19 protein-coding genes are annotated in these 20,368 nt (G+C 72.4%); 5 read left to right on the top strand and 14 right to left on the bottom strand.

Annotated elements, in window-relative coordinates; genetic code table 11:
• Positions 1 to 43: 43 nt before the first annotated feature.
• The 3 genes from EDD29_RS47950 to EDD29_RS42065 all read right to left on the bottom strand — a co-directional run bounded on the left by EDD29_RS47950 (position 44) and on the right by EDD29_RS42065 (position 1,048).
• Positions 44 to 169: a hypothetical protein gene (locus tag EDD29_RS47950; protein ID WP_281280992.1), complete on the bottom strand. Its 126-nt coding sequence runs from the start codon at positions 167 to 169 to the stop codon at positions 44 to 46.
• Complete coding sequence (locus tag EDD29_RS42070) at positions 169 to 636, bottom strand: hypothetical protein (protein WP_123669709.1); 468 nt, start codon at positions 634 to 636, stop codon at positions 169 to 171. Before EDD29_RS42070 ends, EDD29_RS47950 begins: the two co-directional genes overlap by 1 nt.
• Positions 637 to 697: 61 nt before the next feature.
• Positions 698 to 1,048 carry a hypothetical protein gene (locus tag EDD29_RS42065; protein ID WP_148086279.1) on the bottom strand — a complete coding sequence of 117 codons (351 nt, stop codon included), beginning with the start codon at positions 1,046 to 1,048 and terminating at the stop codon, positions 698 to 700.
• A 126-nt stretch (positions 1,049 to 1,174) separates the two neighbouring features.
• Between EDD29_RS42065 and EDD29_RS42060 the strand changes: the two genes are divergently transcribed.
• Together EDD29_RS42060 and EDD29_RS42055 are read left to right on the top strand one after the other, a co-directional pair.
• Positions 1,175 to 2,638 carry a hypothetical protein gene (locus tag EDD29_RS42060; RefSeq protein ID WP_123669707.1) on the top strand — a complete coding sequence of 488 codons (1,464 nt, stop codon included), beginning with the start codon at positions 1,175 to 1,177 and terminating at the stop codon, positions 2,636 to 2,638.
• A gap of 324 nt (positions 2,639 to 2,962) precedes the next feature.
• The gene (locus EDD29_RS42055; RefSeq protein ID WP_148086278.1) at positions 2,963 to 3,766 is read left to right on the top strand and encodes an FHA domain-containing protein; all 804 of its coding nucleotides are present in this window, start codon (positions 2,963 to 2,965) and stop codon (positions 3,764 to 3,766) included.
• 69 nt (positions 3,767 to 3,835) lie between these two features.
• Here EDD29_RS42055 and EDD29_RS46065 read toward each other — a convergent pair whose 3' ends face one another.
• Positions 3,836 to 4,897: an NAD(P)H-dependent amine dehydrogenase family protein gene (locus tag EDD29_RS46065; protein WP_170201781.1), complete on the bottom strand. Its 1,062-nt coding sequence runs from the start codon at positions 4,895 to 4,897 to the stop codon at positions 3,836 to 3,838.
• A gap of 109 nt (positions 4,898 to 5,006) precedes the next feature.
• The gene (locus tag EDD29_RS42045; RefSeq protein ID WP_123669705.1) at positions 5,007 to 5,672 is read right to left on the bottom strand and encodes a TetR/AcrR family transcriptional regulator; all 666 of its coding nucleotides are present in this window, start codon (positions 5,670 to 5,672) and stop codon (positions 5,007 to 5,009) included.
• Between the two features lie 188 nt (positions 5,673 to 5,860).
• Here EDD29_RS42045 and EDD29_RS42040 point away from each other — a divergent pair, with 188 nt between their 5' ends.
• A complete protein-coding gene (locus tag EDD29_RS42040) occupies positions 5,861 to 7,771 on the top strand; it encodes a serine/threonine-protein kinase (protein WP_123669704.1) in 1,911 nt (636 codons plus the stop codon).
• A gap of 105 nt (positions 7,772 to 7,876) precedes the next feature.
• On the opposite strand, the gene EDD29_RS42035 is transcribed toward EDD29_RS42040, so the two are convergent.
• Positions 7,877 to 9,448: a PstS family phosphate ABC transporter substrate-binding protein gene (locus EDD29_RS42035; protein ID WP_123669703.1), complete on the bottom strand. Its 1,572-nt coding sequence runs from the start codon at positions 9,446 to 9,448 to the stop codon at positions 7,877 to 7,879.
• A 198-nt stretch (positions 9,449 to 9,646) separates the two neighbouring features.
• On the opposite strand from EDD29_RS42035, the gene EDD29_RS42030 reads away from it, so the two are divergent.
• Positions 9,647 to 11,047: an FAD/NAD(P)-binding protein gene (locus EDD29_RS42030; RefSeq protein WP_123669702.1), complete on the top strand. Its 1,401-nt coding sequence runs from the start codon at positions 9,647 to 9,649 to the stop codon at positions 11,045 to 11,047.
• A gap of 9 nt (positions 11,048 to 11,056) precedes the next feature.
• Here the strand turns inward: EDD29_RS42030 and mftF are convergent, their stop codons facing one another.
• From mftF to mftA, 7 genes are all read right to left on the bottom strand, one after another.
• Complete coding sequence (mftF, locus tag EDD29_RS42025) at positions 11,057 to 12,532, bottom strand: mycofactocin biosynthesis glycosyltransferase MftF (protein ID WP_123669701.1); 1,476 nt, start codon at positions 12,530 to 12,532, stop codon at positions 11,057 to 11,059.
• 243 nt (positions 12,533 to 12,775) lie between these two features.
• On the bottom strand, positions 12,776 to 13,891 hold the full coding sequence (locus EDD29_RS42020; protein WP_123669700.1) for an NDMA-dependent alcohol dehydrogenase: 1,116 nt from the start codon (positions 13,889 to 13,891) through the stop codon (positions 12,776 to 12,778).
• A gap of 197 nt (positions 13,892 to 14,088) precedes the next feature.
• A complete protein-coding gene (gene mftE, locus EDD29_RS42015; RefSeq protein ID WP_123669699.1) occupies positions 14,089 to 14,817 on the bottom strand; it encodes a mycofactocin biosynthesis peptidyl-dipeptidase MftE in 729 nt (242 codons plus the stop codon).
• Between the two features lie 25 nt (positions 14,818 to 14,842).
• Positions 14,843 to 16,033: a pre-mycofactocin synthase MftD gene (gene mftD / locus EDD29_RS42010; RefSeq protein WP_123669698.1), complete on the bottom strand. Its 1,191-nt coding sequence runs from the start codon at positions 16,031 to 16,033 to the stop codon at positions 14,843 to 14,845.
• A 111-nt stretch (positions 16,034 to 16,144) separates the two neighbouring features.
• Complete coding sequence (mftC, locus tag EDD29_RS42005) at positions 16,145 to 17,389, bottom strand: mycofactocin radical SAM maturase (protein ID WP_123669697.1); 1,245 nt, start codon at positions 17,387 to 17,389, stop codon at positions 16,145 to 16,147.
• Entirely contained in the window at positions 17,386 to 17,664 is a 279-nt protein-coding gene (mftB, locus tag EDD29_RS42000; RefSeq protein ID WP_123669696.1) for a mycofactocin biosynthesis chaperone MftB, read from the bottom strand. Before mftB ends, mftC begins: the two co-directional genes overlap by 4 nt.
• Before the next feature lie 6 nt (positions 17,665 to 17,670).
• Positions 17,671 to 17,784 carry a mycofactocin precursor MftA gene (gene mftA, locus EDD29_RS41995; protein ID WP_246053295.1) on the bottom strand — a complete coding sequence of 38 codons (114 nt, stop codon included), beginning with the start codon at positions 17,782 to 17,784 and terminating at the stop codon, positions 17,671 to 17,673.
• 108 nt (positions 17,785 to 17,892) lie between these two features.
• Here mftA and mftG point away from each other — a divergent pair, with 108 nt between their 5' ends.
• Complete coding sequence (gene mftG, locus EDD29_RS41990) at positions 17,893 to 19,443, top strand: mycofactocin dehydrogenase MftG (RefSeq protein ID WP_211360167.1); 1,551 nt, start codon at positions 17,893 to 17,895, stop codon at positions 19,441 to 19,443.
• A 90-nt stretch (positions 19,444 to 19,533) separates the two neighbouring features.
• Here mftG and mftR read toward each other — a convergent pair whose 3' ends face one another.
• Complete coding sequence (gene mftR / locus EDD29_RS41985) at positions 19,534 to 20,202, bottom strand: mycofactocin system transcriptional regulator (RefSeq protein WP_281280991.1); 669 nt, start codon at positions 20,200 to 20,202, stop codon at positions 19,534 to 19,536.
• Between the last annotated feature and the right edge of the window lie 166 nt (positions 20,203 to 20,368).

The raw sequence follows: 20,368 nt of genomic DNA, 5'->3' as shown, positions 1-20,368 counted from the left end.
GGCGGCACCGATAAGGACTGTTCGAATTGTTACGCGGAACGGCTCAGTCGTCAGACCGCCGCTTGCGCGAGTACTTCCGGTCGAACAGGACGGAGAACTGGGAGAGCGCACCGAGGACGACGAGGCACAGAATTCCGATTCCGATGGCGGTGCCGATGAATTCGCTCACTACGCGTCCCGCTGCGCGATGGCGATGCGGGCGAGCGGGTCCACGGCGCGCAGGTCCGCCGCGATGGCCTCCAGGAAACGCTTGTAGGGGGCCATGCCCGCGATCATCTTCGGGCCGGTCGGGATGAACAGCGTCTTGGTCTGGGTGGTCTTGTAGGTCTCCAGGCCCCCGACCCGGAGCCTGGTCACGGTGCCCCCGTCCGACGCCGTCGCCGACGCGGTCGCGCTGAAGGTGCAGAGCTCGAAGATCCGCCTGCCGCTGTTGATCGAGATCTCCAGCCGGCCCCGCGCCTCGCGCTCGACGTGCACCTCGGCGCCGAGGTTCTGCAGACCCGTGGTGAGCAGGCTCGCGCCCCCTCCCTTGACCTTGCCCGACGCCTTCTTGACGAGCTTCAGCACTTCCTGCGGGTCGACGTTCGTCGACGCGTTGAGGGCGAGGCTCGCCCGGGCCGCCACGGTGATCGCCATTTTCTCTTCTCCTGATTCTGAGTGGTCAATGCTCTTGTCCGAAGATCACGAAATTGCGGGTTCAGGCCGCCCTGTCGTTGCACGCGATCATGATCGGCGCGACGGTGAAGGAGAGTTCCAGCGGATCGAGGGAATCGCGCTCGGCCATCTCGGCGATTTTCGGTCCCGCATCGCCGATATCGGGGTCGTCCGGATATCGGGTGGCCACCTCGCCCAATTCCGCGAGCGCGGTGAACACCTCGCGTCCGGGAATGGAATTAGGGCCGTCATAGACCCGGGCCAGGTCGACGTAGGCGGCGCAGACGTCGTCGAGTCCGGTCGGGCCGATGCCGTCGGCTCCCGCCGCGCAGGCCTTGACGGGCAGCACGAGCAGCGCGGCGAGGAAGAGGTGGACCGCCGGGCGCACACGCATGTGTTCTCCTTCATCGCGGGGGACGACAGCCGCATCCTGAGGGAACCGAGGGCCCCGGAGCCTGCCGATCTGTAGTGTTTTTCGGGACGAATCGTCAGGACCTCGGGGGACGGACCGGGAGGTCATGTGGGGCAGAGCGAACGGGAGCGCGCGGCGATCACCCTGTGCCTCGACGCGCTGGCCAGACGCGGGATCACCACCAAGGCCGAGGTCGCGCGGCGGCTGGCGGGCGCGCACGGCAGAGCGGGCACGCTGAAGACGCTCAGCCACCACGGCGGGGTCACCCCCGAATTCATGCGCGACCTCGCCACCGCGGCCGGCCTGTCCGTCACCGAGGTGTTCGGCGCGCTGGGCTGGCTGCCGCAGCGCGAACTGCGCGACACCGCGTTCACCGACCTGGCGCACGACGCGACCTCGGCGCTGCGCGCGCTGAGCGAAGTGCCGGACCTGACCGCGTTCACCGCCGCGGTCCCCGCCGCGCCCTTCGCCGCGGCCCGTGCGCTGCTGACCGACCCCGACGGGCAGGAGCGCTTCGAGGTCCGGCTCTCCCAGATCGTCTCGGGCGACCGGTACCGTGCGGGCACCAGCGCCGTCGCGGAGTTCGGGCTGCGCGACAGGGCCGACCCGCTGCCGTCCCGCGATCTCGAACGGCTCGTCCTCGCCGCGGGCTTCCCCCATCCGCCGCGCGTCGCCGACGCGCACGCGGCCGTCCGCTGGGAGCTGCGCGCCCGCACCGCCGCCGCGCTCTCCGACGGGCAGGAGTACAGCTGGCAAGGGGACCGCGCACACCGGACCTGGCGGGCCGCCGCCGGGACCTGGCCCGCCCATCTCCTCGTGCAGGACTCCATCGTCGGGCAGCAGCGGCCGGTCGACCCGCACCCGCTCGGCGGCGGCGATGCCCCCGGCACGATCGTCGTGGTCGGCGGGCGGGAGAGCGGCGGCCAGGCCGCGGCTCTGCTGGCCGAGGCGCTGGGCTGGCAGTTCGTCCTGGTCCGGCCGGACATCGACATCACGCCCGGCGGCCGGGTCCGCCGTTATCCGAAGACGCGTGCCCAGGCCTGGATCGGCGTCGCCGAGCACATCGCGCGCCGGGCCGCCGACGGCAGGCCCTGGCACACCGTGGTCCTGCTCCGGCCGGACGCGCTGACCCACGACGGAGCCGGAACGCACTCGTACGCCGCGGAGCTGCTGGAGCGCACGCCCGCGCCGATCCTCTACCTGCGGCCGCCCACCGCCAACCTCCACTGGTGGGTCGCCAGGAATGCGGGCAACCACGATCCCGGTGACTTTCCCGAGGACGTCTGGCTCGACCGGTACACCGCGGCCTACGCCGCGGTGGAGGACCTGCTGCTCCGCAGATCCCGGCACGACGACCTCCTGCTGCGGTGCCCCGAGCCCGCCAGACCGCTCCTGCCGCACGTCCCCGAGGCGCCCGACGAGGTCATGGACCAGGCCGCGCGGGCGGCGTGGACCGCCGCCCGCTGGCTGACCGGCTCCGGCGTCGAACTGCGGGCGCCGCGGCCCGGAGTGTTCGCCCGCTGGCGGCCGGCGCTCGCCACCGACCCCGTGGCGTTCCTCCCGCGCCTGTGAGCCGGGTCCGCGCACGGTCAGTCCTGGCATCCGCAGTCGCTGTCCTGCTCGCATCCGCATCCTCCACCGAAAACCTGCACGATGCCTCCCATTTCGTCACCGAATGATCACCATGAGTAGCCATCGAAGGGGTCGAACCATGCGCGGAAACGCTCCGAACTCGGTGGATCCGGATGTTCGTTCCTTCTCGGCGCGGCCATCGTGCAAGGCCCGCGGCGTCCGGATCTCCCCCCTGATCCGGGGGTGGGAGAAAGCTCCGGGACGGGAGTACTTTGGGCGCGGGCGCGGCATCCCGCCGCGCCGGACCATCTCTCAGGCGGTGAGATGAACACTGCGCACCAGCGCGCGGCGGTCCCCGTTGTGGTAATCCCGCCGACGGGCGGCGAGCGCACCCTGGCGCCCGGCGAGGACCTTGTCTTCGGCCGCGAGTGGACCGTGGACCTGCCCCTCGACGGCGACCCGTCCCTCTCCCGCACGGCGGGCCGCATCACCGCCACCGCGGGCGGCGTCTTCATCGCCAACCTCAGTACGAAGCGCGCGCTCTACGTGCAGGTCGGAGCCGACCGCATGCGGCTTCCCCCCGCCCCGGAAGACGGCGTCGGCGTCATGATCACCGGTGGCGAGGTCGGCGTGGGCACCTCAACGATGCTGCGCCGCGGTCTGGCCATCACCGTCCGCCTGGGCGATCCGGCGAGCCGGCCCGCCGCGCACCGGCGCGATCAGGGCCTGCCCACCACCGGAACCGCGATCACCCTCGACGTCATGACCAAGGAGTTCATGGTCGCGTTCCTGCTCTGCCGCCCCTGGCTCCTCGACCCCACCCGCACGACCCCGCTCCCCGACACCCCGGAGCTGGGCCGACTGGCCCTGGAGCTCACCGGAGCGCACCACCTCCTGCGCGGCTACCGCACCAGCCCCGCCCGCGACGTCATCTCCTCCCGGGTCAACGACCACCTCCGCGAGCTCAGGCAGAAGCTCCACCGGGCCTCGCTCACCGCGACCGACCGCCTGCCCCTCCCCGCGCTCGCGGGCGCCCTGCTCCACTTCGACGTCATCACCCGCCGGCATCTCGCCCTCCCGGACGACCCGCGCTGGCTCACCGCCCAGGAGAACAAGTGGTGGAACTGACCGCCTCAGTGCCCTGATACCGCCCTGCCCGGACGTCCAGGGGAGGCCGGGGCAAGGCGGGGCGCGGGGTCAGGGGAGGTGGCGGGAGGACTGGGTGGTGAGGTCGGCGTAGGTGATGATGCCGGGGCGGGCGGCGAGGACCGCGGGGATCGCGTTGACCAGGGGCATCGCGGTGATCACGGAGCCTATGGCGAGCATGTCCTCCAGGGACATGGTGAACATGTCCTGCGGGAGCACCTCTACCTGGAGGTTGACCTGGGGGTGGCCGCGCACCTCGATGAGGTAGGCCATGGCGATGTCCCAGGACGGGTCGAGGTCGGGGGTGACGGTCCAGCGGACGCGGGCGGTGACGACGTCGGCGCCGGCACGCGAGCCGATCCATCGGACGTCCAGGCCCGCGACGGTTCCGGCGGCGACGTCGCGGCCCGGGACGTCGAGGTCCTTGGTGGCGTGCGCGAAGGCGACCTCGCAGCGGATGTCGTCGAGTTCGGCGCCGAGGAGTTCGGCGGTGGCCTCGACGGCGTCGGCGAAGGGGGCGGTCGCCTCCCGGACGGCGTCGGTGTGGCCCGGGTCGCCGGCCGGACGGCCCCAGCCGAGTCCGTCCTGGTTGGCGTCGGCCGCCCACGGCCCGATGTTGAACGACTCGAAGATCTCGACGTGGTCGACGCTGCGGCAGATCCCGGAGGCGACGGCGGCGAGCTGGTCGGCCCAGCCGGGGTTGACGCCGCTGCCGAACAGGCTCGCCCCGCCCGCCAAGGCCGCCTCCTCCAGGGTGGCGCGCACGGCGGGGCCGTAGGCGCGGCCGGTGAGGAACGAGGCGGTGGTGAGGACGTTGATCCCGGCGCGCAGAAGGCGGGTGAGCTGGTCGACGTCCGGGTGGAGGGGCGAGTGCAGGACGCAGTCGGGCGCGAGGGCGATGATCTCGTCGACGTCGGCGGTGGCGAGCACGCCGAGGGGGCGGCCGAGCCCGGCGAGTTCGCCGGCGTCCTTGCCCGCCTTCTCCTTGCTGTGCGCGAAGACGCCGACGAGTTCCAGGTCGGGGCGTTCGGCGATGGCGGCGAGCGATTGCCGGGCGACGTTCCCGGTCGTCCACTGGACGACGCGGATCGGGCGGTCGGGGGTGCGTGCCACGAGTCCTCCTCGGACGGCGGGGGGACCGCGAGCCTAAGAAGTTTTCTGACCACGGTCAACAATTTCGGGCGGAGACCCCTCGGGTGACCGGTAGCGGACGGCGGGCCGTTCAGGGCGCGAGACCGCTGTGCCCGGCGATGAGCGCCGCGATGTCCCGTCCGGTGGTCTCGGCGAAGCCGCGGTCGCCGTACGCACCGCTCGCCCAGTGCCGGGTGCCCGTCTCCATGAGGGACTGGGCGCCGCGGGCCAGGTGGAGCACGTCGACATGGGCGGGGAGCCTGCCGTCGGCCTGGGCGCGGGCCAGGACCTCGAAGAAGAGCAGCCCGGACGGGTGCGGCCCGCCCGACCGGAGCTCGGCGCGGTGCCCTTCCAGCACCGCCTCGACGAGCAGTTCCGGAGGGTTCCTGCGCATCGCCTGCTCCAGGACGGCGAGCATCGCGGTGATCACCTGCGCCAGGTCGTGGTCCCCGGCGAGCAGCTCCCTCGCCTTGCGCCGGGCCGCGCCGCTGGACAGCACCCCGGCCTCGGCGAGCGCGTGCTCCTTGGTCGGGAAGTAGAAGAAGAACGACCCCTTGGAGACGCCCGCCGCCTTGCAGATGTCGGCGACCGTCGTGTCGGCGAAGCCCTTGGTCCGCCACAGCGCGATCGCGGCCTGCAGCAGCGCGCGTTTCTTCTCCCGCGACCTGGACTGGGCGAGGTTCGCCCTCCGCTTCCCCTGGTCGGCGGGCGGGTCGGCGGGCGGGTCGGCGGGCGGGGTCGGCGCGTCCGGCTGCATGCCCCCACCCTAATCCCGACCCTGGTCAACTTTCTGAGGCCTTCCCGCCCGCAAGGCCGGACGGGCAGCGCCGCCTGGATGGACGCCGGACGACGTACCGGACAAGAGCGGATGAACAGCGGATGAGCCGCTGGTCGGGAGGGTCCGGACGGCCCTAGGGTCGGGGTCGTCTCGGAGAGGGGGCCGCGGTGTCGGAGATCGGCGGCTACCGTCTCGTCCGCCTGCTCGGGAGGGGAGGGCAGGGGGCGGTCTACCTCGGCGAGGGCGACGGGGGCCTCGTCGCGGTGAAGGTGCTGCACGAGGGAGGCTCCGGGGACGCCGTGCGCCGTTTCCTTCGCGAGGCGGAGATCGCGCGCAGGGTGGCGCCGTTCTCCACCGCGAGGGTGCTCGACGCCGGCGTGCACGAGGGCAGGCCGTTCATCGTCAGCGAGTACGTGCCCGGCCCTTCCCTCGACGTCCTCGTCCACCAGGAAGGGCCGCGTAACGGCAGCGCGTTGCAGCGGCTCGCCGCGACGACCCTTAGCGCGCTCGCCGCGATCCACCGGGCCGGGGTCGTCCACCGGGACTTCAAGCCCGCCAACGTCATCCTCGGCCCCGAGGGCCCGGTCGTCATCGACTTCGGCATCGCCCTGGCCATCGACCAGGCCGGGACGCGGACGGGCTCACTCGGCACGCCCGCCTACATGGCGCCCGAGCAGTTCGGCCAGACGCCGGTCGGGCAGGCCGCCGACGTGTTCGCGTGGGCCGGGACGATGGTCTTCGCCGCGACCGGGCACCGGCCGTTCCCCGGCGAGACGATGCCCGCGCTGCTGAACGCGGTCCTGCACGCCCCGCCGGACGTCTCCGGGGTGCCCGAGCCACTGCTCGGCGCCGTGCTGCGCTGCCTGGACAAGGACCCGCGGACCCGTCCCACGGCCGACGAGCTGTACGGGCTGTTCACCGGGCACCGGCCCGCTCCGGCGGCTCCCCCGGCGCCGCCCGAGCCGCCGACGCGGCCCGCCGAGCCCGCCACCCTGCCTTCCCCGCCGCCCCGCCGCTCCCGGCCCGCGCTCTGGCTCGTGCCGGTGGCGGTCGGCCTCGTGGCCGCGGTCGTCGCCACGTTCACCCTCTGGCCCGAAGGCGACCGCGCCGAAACCGGCGGGTCGCCCACGCCCGCGTTCGGCGCACCCGTGGGCGCGCCGCTCCTCGACCACGGCAACGACATCCGGGCGGTGGCCGTCGGCGTGGTCGGGGGCGCCCCCGTGGCCGCGACCGGATCGGACGACCAGACCGTCCGGCTGTGGTCGCTGGGCGACGAGCCGGCGGCGGGCCTGGTGCTGCAAGGCCACACCGGCTGGGTGCGCGGTGTCGCGTTCGGCTCCCTCCAGAGTTCCCCCGTCGTCGTGAGCGCCTCCGACGACGACACCGTAAGGATCTGGGATCCCTCCGACGGCTCCGAGATCGGCTCCTTCACCGGACATAACGGTGACGTGAAGGCGGTGGCCGTCGGCGACGTCGCCAGGCGGGCCGTAGCCGTGAGCGGGGGCGCGGACGCGGTCTTGCGCGTCTGGAACCTCGACGACCGGACCGAGACCGCCCAACTGCCCGGCCACACCGGGACGATCTGGGCGGTCGCCCTCACCGAACTCGACGGCGTCCCCCTCGCCGTCTCGGCCGGCGAAGACGGCACCGTCCGGATCTGGGACCTTCAGACCCGCACCCAGCGCGCGGTGCTCACCGGCCACACCGGTCCGGTCCTCACCCTCGCCGTCACCAGGATCGGCGGCCGCCCCATGGCCGTCACCGGCGGCGACGACGGCACGATCCGCTTCTGGGACCTCGCCTCCGGACTGGAGGACGGCACCCCGATCCGCGGCGGCGAAGGCCCCGTCCGGTCCGTGGCCGCGGGCACCACGGGCGGCACCCCGGTGATCATCTCCGGAGGCGAGGACCAGGTCCTCCGCGTCTGGGACGCCACCTCCCGCGCCGAGATCGGCGCCCCCTTCACCGGCCACACCGACCGCATCTGGACCGTCGCCTTCACCGACCGCACCGGCGTCCCCCTCGCCCTCAGCGGCTCCCGCGACAACACCCTCCGCCTCTGGAACCTGACGCGCTGAGCGGAAACGGGGCCGCCGCCCGTCGGCGGCCCCGCTCACGTCATCCGGCCGACACCAGGGCCGGATCATCAGCGGCTCGGGGGCGAGAAACGCGACCGGTCGGTGTCAGGTGGGTCGGCAGCCGGCTGGGGAGTCGAGGTCGGCGCAGGGGTGGTGGGCGTGGGCGCGGATGATGTCGAGGCCGCGTTCCATGGTGAGGAAGCGGAGGAAGCCCGCGGCGAGGGAAGAGGCGGCGGGGTGTTTGAAGGTGTAGGCGTACTCGGTTTCCCAGAAGGGGTAGATGCCCGCTTCCGCGGCCTCCAGGGTGGGGGACTCGTTGTCGATGGTGATGAGCTTGACGGCGTCGCCTCGGGCTTCGGCGAGGCCGAGTTCGGCGTAGCCGAGGGCGCCCGGCGTGCTGCCGACGGCGTCGAGGAGGTCCTTGGTGGAGGTCTTGCGGCAGCGGACCACGCCTTCGCCTCCGCCGTCGACCTTGAGGCAGTCCCTGGAGTTGTCGCCGGGAAGCAGCCCGGCCCTCCCGAGCACCCGCTTCTCGAACGCGGTGCGGGTTCCGGAGCCGGTCACCCTGTCGACGAGCCGGATCGGCAAGGGCTCGTCGCGCAGACGGGCCTCCTGCCAGTCGGTGTGGTCGCCGTTGTAGATCTCCTTGAGCTCGGTGACCCCGAGGTCCTCGATGTCCAGGCCGGGATTGCCGACGAGGGTGAACAGCATGAACGCGACGGGCCTCTGCACCGCGTTCGGGTAGGCCCCGTCCTTCCTGCCGTCGGAGAAGGCGATCTGGTCCGGGCCGCGCAGGCTCTCCAGGCCCGCGGCGCTGCCCTCGGCCTTGATCGCGAAGTGCGCGTCGGGGCACAGGTCCCCGTACGTGGCGGCGGCCTCTTCGAGGACGGGCCGGAAAGCGGTCGAGCCGAAGAGTTCGACCGTGCCGGAGGCGCAGTCGAGGGGCGCCGCGTCGGTGGTGGAGCCGAGCGCGAACTGGCCCGCGACGATCAGGACGAGGAAGGTCACGAGGGCGATGACGCGCCTCGGGACGCCGGTGTGGCTGATCGTCTCCTCCACGACGCCCTGGCGGGTCCGTCCGATGACCCGGTGCAGGACCCCGTCGGTCATCCGGTTCGCCAGCCGCCCGGTGAACCTGCGGACGGCGCCGCCCTTGATGCCGCCGACGACGACGGGCGGCAGCGCCTGGGCGCCGGTCCCGTCCCGTTCGAGAACGACGAGGACCTTGTAGTGGTCCGTCCGGTTCAGCGGGACGCGCGGCAGTTCGAGGGTGCCGCCTTCGGCGGACAGGCCCGTCCGGAAGAAGCGGCGCAGGTTCTCGTCGCTCAGCTCGGTGACGAGCATCCCGGCGACGCGGCGGCCGGGAAAGGTGAAGCCGAGCCCGACGGGGTCGTGTTCGGGCGCCGCGTAGTCGGCCGAGTCGATGTGCGAGGTTCCGTCGTTCTCGATGCGCAGCAGCACGAAGGACGGGTCGGTCAGGCTGTCGCCGTCGACGTCGCTCAGCCGCTCCAGGACGCCCGCGTGCTGGCCGGGCAGCACCTCGGTGGCGACGGTGTCCATCTGGACTCGGTAGCCGAGGCGCTTCTCGCCGACGACGACGAACTCCCAGAGGAACGCGGCGATGGGCACCGCGATACCGGCCACCGTGAGCACGAGATCCCAGGGAATGTCCGTCACGACCGCTCCTCGCCTGATCGTCGGATTGGCAAGGCTAGGCTCACCCCCAGGCCCGGCAGAACACTCCGCACGGACCTTTCCCCAGGTGTTCATCCCAAGGTCAAGACAGGCGTGGAACGCCTTCTTCCACGGCGCGAGTGGATCTTCGGTCACGCATTGTCTATCTATCCTCTGGGAAATATGGGTTAGTCTTTGGGCATGAGCGTGCGTGGGAGAACGGCTGCTCCGGCCGTGGTCATAGTCGGCGGGGGTGCCAGCGCGGCGCTCACCGCGATCCACCTTCTCCTCGGTGAAAGGGAGGCCGAGCCTCCCCGGGTCGTCATCGTGGATCGGGAGGGAAGGCACGGCCTGGGCCAGGCCTACTCGACCACCGATCCCACGCATCTCCTCAACGCCCCCGTGGCGAAGATGAGCGCGCTCGCCGAGGATCCCGATCACCTTCTGCGCTGGGCGCGGGCCCAAGGGATCACCGTCGAGGGGTCGGACTTCCTGCCGCGCCGCACCTACGGGCGGTATCTCCGTGATCTCCTCGACGAGGCGGGGCGGCTCCGCCCCGGCCGCCTCACGGAGATCACCGGCACGGTGACCTCCGTCTCCCCCGAAGGCTCCCGCTGGAAGGTGGCCGTCGATGACGGCGACCTTTTCGACGCCGACGCCGTGGTCCTCGCCACAGGGAACCGGGCGCCTACCGCGTGGCCGTGGGAGCCCGAGGGCGACCCCCGGTACATCGCCGACCCTTGGGCGCCCGGCGCGCTCGACCGGGTCGACGACTCCGGCGACGTCCTCGTCGTCGGGACCGGCCTCACCATGGTCGACCTCGCCATGACCCTGACGTCGCGGCACCCCGACCGGGTCGTCTACGCGGTGTCCAGGCACGGGCTGCTGCCTCGCCCGCACCGATGTCCGGCCCCGCCCGCGGTGCCGTTCAGCCCGCCCGCCGGGGACGTCACCGTCGCCGACCTGCACCGGATCTACCACGAGTCGGTCGAGCGCAACGACGGCGAGTGGCGCGGGGTCGTCGACGGGCTGCGCCCGCACGTCCCGGAGATGTGGGGGCGGCTGAGCCTGCCCGAGAAGCAGCGGTTCCTCACGTTCTTCGCGCGCGGCTGGGAGGTCCGCCGCCACCGCATCCCGCCCGTGTCCGTCGCCCGGATCGACGATCTGCGCTCCACCGGCAGGCTGCGCGTCGTCAAGGGCTTCCTCGACGACGTCACGGCGGGCCGGGACAGCCTCGCGGTCGCGGTCGCCACCGACGGGCTCCGCCGGGAGTTCGAGGTCGGCTGGGTCGTCAACAGCACGGGGCCCGCCGCCGACCCCCGCACCGACCCGCTGCTGCGCGACCTCATCGACGCGGGCACCATCGCCGCCGACCCCTTGGGCCTCGGCCTTTCCGCGGACGGCTGCGGCTGCCTCCTCGGGCCGGAGGGCGAGCCCCGTCCCGGCCTGTTCACGCTCGGCCCCACGCTGCGCGGCCTGCGTTACGAGACCACGGCCGTCCCGGAGATCCGCGCCCAGGCGGCGCACCTCGCGGCCGTGCACCTCGCGGAGTACGACGTGCCCGCGGCGCGGCCGAGCACCGGACGGGCCGTCACGACCTGAGCGGCGCCGCTACCGCGCGGGTTTCTTACGCTCGGCGAACGGCGTCCGTATGTGCGGCAGCAGGGGCGCGAGCGTACGCGCCCGCCACGCGGACGCCGTAACGCCCGAGCCGTAGGAGACGTCCTCCATCAGGCGCAGAGCCGTGTACCGCAACGGGTCCATGGCGGGGCGCCGGGTGACCCACTCCAAGGCGATCGGCGCGAGCATCGCGGCGGAGGCGGCGCGCGCAAGGCGGCTGCGCGGCGACGCCGCAAGGCAGGTGAGCCCGAGCGGCCACCACTCGCGCCGCAACGCGTGGCCCAGGGCGGCGGCGTCCGCCGTGACGCCCTTCGCCACGATCGCGGAGCTCAGCTTCCAGTCGTCGGACGTGCCCTTGAGCGAGCGCCGAAGGAGGTACGTCGTAGCGGCGACGCTCGCCGCGGCCGACACGGGACGCCCGTACGTCAGCAGGCCGAGGGTCGCGAGGTTCCAGACGGAAGGACGCGCGGGGACGAGCCGTCCAGGGTGGCGGCTTTCGAGGTCGGGCGCGGACGTCCCGTACTCGTGTCTTCTCTTCGCCCACGCCTTCGGGTCGAGCCTGGGCGTGTGCACGACCCGTGCCTCCGGCTGGTACCTGACATGCCAGCCGAGATCGGCGGTCCGCCAGATGAAGTCGACGTCCTCGCCGAGCCGGAGATCGGCGTCGAAGGCGGGGGCGCCCAGGGCCGCGTTGCGTACCAGGAGCGTCGCGCTGGGCACGAAGCCGAGCTTGGCGCCCGGCCTGACCAGCGCGGGCTTCGGCCCCATGTCCAGCGCCGACCGCGCGGCCTCGTAGCGCGCCAGAAGGCGGCCGTCCGCGGCGTCGGGAACGACCCGGGGCGCGACGACCGCGACCTTCGGATCGGCGAAGTACGGCATGAGGACGTCGAGCCAGCCGGGCTCGGGCCGGCAGTCGGAGTCCACGAACGCGGTGAAGGCGGTCCGGACGAGGCGCAGCCCTGTGTCGCGGGCCGCGCCGGGCCCCTGGTTGGCCTCGTGCCTGACCAGGCGCGCCCCGTACGTCCGTGCGACGCGGCGCAGCGGCTCGGGATCGGGCGAGGCGTCGTCCACGACGATCGCCGGAAGGCCCCGGACCGCCCTGAGCGTCCGTTCCAGCTCGTCGGGGCGGCCGTACGCGGGGACGACCACGGTGACGTCGTAGGGTCCGGACGCAGGCGCCGGGACGGGGCGCGCGAACCCGTGGTCGAGAAGCTGACGGGCGAGGGCTCGTCCCAACGGGGAGTGGAAGACGACTCCCCGCCTACCGGCCGCACGCAGCTCCGCGAGGAGCGGCACCGCGGCGGCGCCCATACGGACGACCTTCCAAGGCGAGCCTCCGGTCGCCACCCTGTCGCCCGACCACAGGGACGTGCCCGGGTCCAGCGCCACGCCGAACCCCTCGGGAAGTGCGGCTGCGGGCCCGGTGGGCGGACGGCCGGGTTCTGCGGTCGGAGGCGAAGTAGGCATCGGAGGTCCTAGGAGACGGGAAAGGGACCGCGACCCATCCCGTCGCGGCCCCCGGGGAGAGCGGTGTCCCGCGTGCTCCCCGCCCGGGGCGACGGGAGGGGAGTCACGCGGACGACCGCCGTCCGTCGGACGGGCGCGGGGCGCCCGTCCGACGATCGACGCCCGGCAGGCTACCGGTAAGGGTCATCGTGGACCGTGCTTCTCCACGAGGATTCCCACTCGGATGTGCCGGGACCGGGTGGATCAGGCCTGGAAGTCGATCACGCCGCGGATGTTCACGCCCGCGTGCATGTCGGCGTAAGCCTGGTTGATGTCTTCGAGCTTGTACCGGCGGGTGACCAGCTCGTCCAGCTTGAGGATGCCCTCGGCGTACAGGTCGAGCAGGCGCGGGACGGACAGGCGCGGCGCGTCCATGCCGTACAGGACGCCCTGGATCCGCTTCTGCATCATGGACAGCTCGAACAGGCTGATCGGGACGTCCACGACGTCCGCGGGGCCCTGCGCGGTCGAGACGACCGTGCCCGCCTTGCGGACGGTGGTGAGCGCGTCGCCGACGTTCTGGCCGGTGATGACGCCGACCGTGACGATCGTCGAGTCGGCGCCCTGGCCGTTGGTGAGGCTGCGCGCGAGGTCGCCGGCCTCGTGGATGTCGGCGACGCCGTCGGTGGCGCCGACCTTGAGCGCGACCTCCCGCTTGAACTCGACCGGGTCGCAGGCGATGATGCGCGCCGCGCCGGCGTGCTTGGCGCCCTGGACGGCGTTGATGCCGATGCCGCCGACGCCCATGACGATCACGACGTCGCCGGGCTTGACCTGGCCGCCGTTGACCGCCGAGCCCCAGCCGGTCGGGACGCCGCAGGCGATGAGGCACGCCACGTTCAGCGGCACGTCCTGGCGGATCTTGATGACCGAGAGCTGGTCGTAGACCTGCCAGTTGGCGAAGGTGCCGAGCAGGCCGCCGGTGGCGACGTCCTGGCCCTCGTAGTGCATGCGGAAGGTGCCGTCCATCTGGCTGCCTTCGAGCATCTTGGCGCCGTTGTCGCACAGGACCTGGAGGCCCTGGGCGCACCACTTGCAGCGGCCGCAGGCGGGGACGAAGGAGGTGATGACGTGGTCGCCCTCCTTCAGGTCCGTGACGCCGGGGCCGACCTGGCGGACGACGCCCGAGCCCTCGTGCCCGCCGCAGAACGGCAGGTGGGCGACGGGGATGTCGTTGACGGCCATGTGGTCGTCGGAGTGGCACAGGCCGGTGGAGACCATCTCCACCAGCACCTCGCCGTAGCCGGGCTCGTCCAGCTCGACGTCCTTCACCTGCCATGTGCCGGGCTGCTCCAGCAGCATGGCTGCGCGTGCCTTCATTTCCGTCTCCTTCGATGTGTTCCCTTCGGCGGACGTGCATCCGCCGAAGAGCGGGGGGGAACCTCGGACCCGTGCGTCCGAGGCCCGTCTCCGCGGCTCGCCTTCCCGGCGGCCCCTCCGTCAACGGGGGCGGGACGGGACCAGGCCGTGAGCGGGCATGCCGAAGAGAAGTCGTGGCGGCGGCGATGAGCGAAGGGTCAGGGCCCGTGGGGCTCTTGAAGGCGGCCCCGCTTGTCGGCGCGGCCTTCCCTGACCCGTCTGACGACGGTCGCGACCATCGCGGCGACGATGCGCTCGCCTTCTTCGGCGGTGGCGCCCGTCGGGTCGCCGAGGACGCCGGACGGCGACACCGCGCGCACTCCGCCCGCGAGCAGGTCGGGCATCAGCTCGGCGAGGGGCCGGGTGTCACCCGCGACGGCGTCGGCGAGCCGTACCCGGCCGGGGTCGAGGTGCAGCATCGCCGACGTCTCGGTGAAGCCCGCGTGCGGATCGGCGCCGGGCACCCCGCAGGGCACCCAGGACACGTCGTGGCCTTCCGCGCGCATCTGCGCGAGCGCGTCGTCCAAGGTGGGCACGTTCCCGCCGTGCCCGTTGACGAACACGACGCGGCCGGCCCACAGTCCGAGCGACCGGACCGTCTCCACGAGCACCGCGCGCAGCGCCGTGTGGCCGATCGAGACCGTCCCGGGGAAGCCCGCGTGCTCGCCGCTCGCGCCGAACGCGATCGCCGGAGCGACCAGTACGGGGCCGGGCAGTTCCCGCGCGGCGCGGGCCGCCACCGCCTCGGCGATCACCGTGTCGGTGGCCAGCGGCAGGTGCGGCCCGTGCTGCTCGGTCGCGCCTACGGGGACGAGCGCGAGCGCGCCGTCGGGGACGTCCGGCCACACCGCGCCCGCGAGGGCGCGGGTGGCCGGTTCGTGCGCCATCTCCGGGTTCCGGTCGCGATGCCGGTCAGGACTCGGTGAGCCCGGAGCCGCCGAGGGTCACCTTGAAATCGCGCGGGATGTGCAGGTCGGCGGGCGACAGCTCGCCGACCGACGAGTGGCCGAGGCCCAGGACCGCGGAGTCCAGGCCGCCGCGCAGGATGTCGAGCACGTTCTCCACGCCCGCGGTGCCGTTCGCGGCGAGGCCCCACAGGTAGGCGCGGCCGATGAGGACGGCCCGCGCGCCGAGCGCGAGCGCCTTGGCGACGTCGCTGCCGCGCCGCACGCCGCCGTCGAGGAGGACCTCGATCTGGTCGCCGACGGCCTCGGCCACGCCCGGCAGCAGCCGGATCGTCGCCGGGGTGGTGTCGAGGTTGTTGCCGCCGTGGTTGGAGACCGAGATCGCCGTGACGCCCGCGTCGACCGCGCGCTTGGCGTCGTCCACCCGGGTGACGCCCTTGAGCAGGAAGGGGCCGCCCCACTCCTTGCGCATCCACTCGACGTCCTCCCAGCTGGGGGGAGGGGTCTGCATCCACTCGTAGTAGGCGCCGAAGAACGTCGGGGCCTGGCCGCCGGGAGGCTGGAGGTTCGGGGCGGTGAGGTCCGGGATCTTGCCGGTCTTGCCGAAGCGCCACAGCCAGCCCGGCCGGTTGATCACCTTCGGCGCCAGCTTGACCATGGTCTTGAGGTCGATCTTCTCGGGGATCTGCGGGCTGCCCCAGTCGCGGCCGTTGGAGAACGACCAGTCGAGGGTGGCGATGAGCGCCTTGGCGCCCGCGTCCTTCGCGCGCTCCATCCGCTGCACCATCGCCTCGCGGCTGCCGGTCCAGTACATCTGGTAGAAGACGTTCTGGTTGACCGCGGCCACGTCCTCGACCGAGCGGCTGGCGAACGAGCTCAGGCCCATGATGACGCCCCGGTTGGCGGCGGCCCGCGCGACGGCGACCTCGCCCTCGGGGTCGACCGCCTGCACGCCGGTCGGCGAGATCATGACGGGGAACGACGACTCCACACCCATGATCGTGGTGCTGAGGTCGCGCTCGTTCTTGTGGCCCGCGACCTTCGGGGCGAATCCGAGCTGTGCGAACGCGTCGATGTTGTCGTCGATCGTGCGGCCGCGCTCCGACCCGGCGACGAGGGCGCCGTAGACCATGCCGGGGAGGCGCTTCTTGGCCCGGCGCTGCGCTTCGGCGACCGTTTCGAACCAGGCGTTGCCCATGGGTGCTTCTCCTTGCCGAGGGAGCGGCGGCGGGGGTGCGGGCGCCGTCCCTGAAAGATGTGGGGTAGCGCGGCGGACGCCCGCGGGGTATCGGACGTCCGCCGCAGGGGATCAGAGGGTGAGCCCGGCCAGGGGGTTCTCTTCGCACGCGCTCACCGGGCGGCGCTCGGGGTCCGGACGGCGCGTCGACAGCTTCACCGGGACCGGGCGGGACCGCGGCTTCACCTTGCGCGAGTGGTCGGCGGACGGCTTGGGGATCGCCGACCTGTCCTCGGACCGTCCCGCGAGCAGTGCCTCGCCGTGCCCGATGACGCACTCGGGGTCGGGACCGTCCAGCGGAAGTCCGGTGAAGAACTTCGCGGCCATGCAGCCGCCCTTGCAGGTGCTGTAGTGCGAGCAGGAGCTGCACGCCCCGCCCGTCTGCGGCTCCCGCAGGTCCTGGAACAGGCCGGACTCGCGCCACACCTCGGCGAAGCCGCCGGGCTGCCTTACGTTGCCCGCGAGGAACTTGTCATGGATGGCGAAGGGGCAGGCGTAGACGTCGCCGATCGGGTCGATCAGGCAGACGACGCGTCCCGCGCCGCAGAGATTGAGGCCGGGGAGCGCCTCACCGTACGCCGACAGGTGGAAGAACGAGTCTCCGGTGAGCACCTTGTCGCCGTTGGCGATCAGCCAGTCGTACAGCTCGCGCTGCTGGCCGGCGAGCGGGTGCAGCTCGTCCCAGACGTCGGCGCCGCGGCCGGACGGGCGCAGGCGGGTCAGCCGGAGCTGGGCGCCGTACTTGTCGGCGATCGCCTTGAACTCGTCCATCTGCGGGATGTTGTGCCGGGTGCAGACGACCGACAGCTTGAAGTTCTTCATCCCGGCGTCGCTGAGGTTCTGCATCGCGCGGATGGCCGTGTCGTAGGACCCGGGGCCGCGGACCGCGTCGTTCACCTCGGCGGTGGCGCCGTCCAGCGAGATCTGGACGTCGACGTAGTCGTTGGCGGCCAGACGACGGGCGGCCTCGGGGGTGATGCGCACGCCGTTGGTGGAGAACTTGACGCCGACGCTGTGCGAGGTGGCGTAGTCCAGCAGTTCCCAGAAGTCCGAGCGCACCGTGGGCTCACCGCCGCCGATGTTCACATAGAACACCTGCATGCGTTGCAGCTCGTCGATGACGGCCTTGCATTCGTCGGTGGTCAGCTCACGCGGGTCGCGTCGGCCGGAGCTGGACAGGCAGTGCGCGCAGGCCAGGTTGCAGGCGTAGGTCAGTTCCCAGGTCAGGCAGATCGGCGCGTCGAGACCGAGCTCGAACAGGTCGACCAGCCGCGTCCCGGGGGCGGGCGTGGCTACCCGCTCGGGCGTGATGGTCATGGGGTGGTCCTTTCGACGACCATGGCCGATCCGACGAGGGCGCCGAGCGCCGCGCCGAACCTGGGGAGGTCGGTTTCGGGTACTCCGGCCGCCGCGCAGGCGGCCCGTGCGGAGGGCGCGTCCTTGAGGGACTGCACTACCTCCAGCAGCACGCGGTCCTTGAGGAACGAGAGCTTGCGGGTTCCGAAGTGGTACAAGAGCGCGCCGAAGGGTTCCGGCCGCACCGAGACCTGCGGGTGCAGGTCCCAGGCGCGGTCGAGATCGAGAGCTGGCATGACGGCCTAGTACACGCCGCACATGCCGTCGATCGAGACCTCCTCGATCAGCGACTCGACGAGTTCCACGTCCTGGTTCTCGTTCATGGCACCTCCTCTTTCGGGTATGCGGCGGCCCACCTGTAGGTGAGGCGCCGCTCACATTGCTCGGACATGTCGGATACTAGTTACATCGAGTGCCAAAAGAAAGGGTCTACTTCGGATGAAGTACAGGTCACCTGCGGAATCATGGCCAAACCGGGCACGCCGATGAGCCGCCCGGACGTCCTGGTGGTCGGTGCCGGCGGGAGCGGGTCCGCCCTCGCGGCACGCCTCAGCGAGGACCCTTCGCGACGTGTCCTTGTCCTCGAAGCAGGCCCTGTACCTGCCGATTTGTCTGGTTTCCCGGAGAGTCTGCTGGACGCCCGGCTCGTCCCCGGAGCCCAGGCGGATCACCCCGCCGTCAGCACCCACCTTGTGCGGCTCACCCCCGGACAGGCTTACGTGGCCACACGAGGCCGCTACCTCGGCGGCTCCACGACGGTCAACGGCGGGTACTTCATCCGGGCCCGTGAAGCGGACTTCACCCGATGGGCCGCGGCGGCCGGAGACGACCTGTGGTCCTACGAGCGCGTCCTGCCGCTGCTCCGCCGGATGGAGAACGACCTCGACCTCGGAGGCGGGCCCTTGCACGGGGACGGAGGGCCACTTCGCGTCCGGCGTACGTCACTCGCTCATCCGGCCGCGGAGGCGTTCCGGGAGGCCGCTCGCGCACTCGGGTACCCGGAGGAGGCCGACAAGAACGCACAGGAGGCCCCCGGGTTCGGGGCGGTGCCCTCCAACGCGGTGGACGGGATCCGGATCAACACCGGGATCGCCTACCTGCTCAGCGCGCTGTCCCGGCCGAACCTCACGGTGCGCGGAGGATGCCTGGTGCGTTCGGTCGCCATCTCCGGCGGGCGGGCCACGGGGGTCGTCGTCGAACACGCGGGGCGGACCGAGGTCATCGAGGCGGGCGAGGTCGTCCTGTGCGCGGGGGCGTTCGTCTCGCCGCACCTGCTGCACCTTTCCGGCCTCGGACCCGCGCGCGACCTGGAACGGGCCGGCGTCCCCGTCGTCGCCGACCTGCCCGCCGTCGGGGCGGCGCTGAGCGACCACCCGCAGGTGGCGCTGGAGTGGACGCCGCGGGAGGCGCTGCCGGAGGCGTCGGGGTCGTGGCTCGGCGGGGCGCTGCACCTGACGTCCTCACGCGGGGCGGAGCCGGGGGACCTCGAGGTGCTCCAGTCCCTCGTGCCGCTCGCCGGACTCGTCGGCGGAGCCGTCTCGGTGCCCGGCGCGCCGCTGGCGTTCCTCGCCTCGGTCCAGACCCCTCGGCGGGCGGGAAGGCTGCGCACGGAATCGGCGGACCCCCGCGTCGCGCCCCGGATCGACTACGGGTACCTGGAGACCGAGGCCGACCGGGGGGCCCTTCGGGACGTCGTCCGGGCCGTCGCCTCGCTCGTCGCCACGGACGCGTTCGGTGAGGTCTCCTCCGGCCTCGTAGAACCCGCGGCCTTGGACGATGACAACGCGCTCGACCTCTGGATCGCCACCCGTCTCGGCACCTCCCAGCACACCTGCGGCACCGTCCCCATGGGCATCGAGGGGGACTCCGCCGTCGACTCCCAAGGCCGCGTCCACGGCGTTCCGGGCCTCCGCGTCGCCGACACCTCCATCCTCCCCACCGCCCCCCTCCGCGGCCCCGCCAACACCGCCGTCCTCACCGGCGAACTCATCGCCGCGGCCATGCGCGCCCAGTAGGCGCCCAGGAGTCCATACGCGGACCGGGCCCGCAGGCCGAGTCCGGCCCTGGGCGGCGGCTCAGTCCTCCGCAGGGCGGCCTGCCGCAGGTCACTCGACCTCGGGGCGTCCCGTCGCGGGGTCGGTGATCGCGAGGGCTGCGGCCTCAGGGCGGGCCGTTGCGAGGCCGGTCGTCGCGGGGTCGGAGGCGGCGAGGCCGTCGGCGATCCTGCGGAGGGCGGCGTCCAGGAGTTCGGTCAGGTCCTCGGCGGCGCCCACCGACAGCCAGTACTCGTAGGCGGAGATCGACGCGGCGAGCACCGCGTAGCCGGACAGGACGGGGAGCATCGCGGTAGGCGGCTGGCCGGTACGGGCGGCGACGAACGCCGCGATGATCTCCCGCCAGGCCGCGTAGCGCAGGGTCGCGTCGGCCTGGAGCGTCGGCACCCGCAGGATCAGCTCCATCCGCTGGCGGTGCCACGGCACCTCCTGCGGGTCGTACCGGTTGAACGCGACGACGGCGGCGCGGACCGCCTCCATCATCGGCGCGGCCGGATCCGCCTCGTCCAGGAGCACCCGCAGCCGCTCGAGCTGGTCCTCGAAGTCACCCCACACCAGGTCGTTCTTGGACCCGAAGTACCGGAAGAACGTGCGCCGCCCGATCCCCGCCGCCGCCGCGATGCCGTCCACGGTCGTCTCGTCGAACCCGTCCCGCGCGAACAACTCGAACGCGAGCCTCTCCAACGCCACCCGCGAAGTGACCCGAGGCCGCCCCAGCACCCCCCGATCCCTCCGCTTACCCCCCTCGATCTGCACCCCCCCAGGCTTTCACGCCCCCCACCCTCCCGCGACCCGCCCCGACCCTCGCACCCCCACCGCAGGAATCGTGGGCTTCGCCGGGACATGGCCCCGGGCCTGAACCCATGGGGCGGTCGGGTTTCTGGAA

The organism is Actinocorallia herbida (assembly GCF_003751225.1).
Classification (GTDB): Bacteria; Actinomycetota; Actinomycetes; order Streptosporangiales; family Streptosporangiaceae; genus Actinocorallia; species Actinocorallia herbida.
Note: the sequence above shows the minus strand (reverse complement) of the source record. Positions and strands in the feature narration are given on the sequence as shown.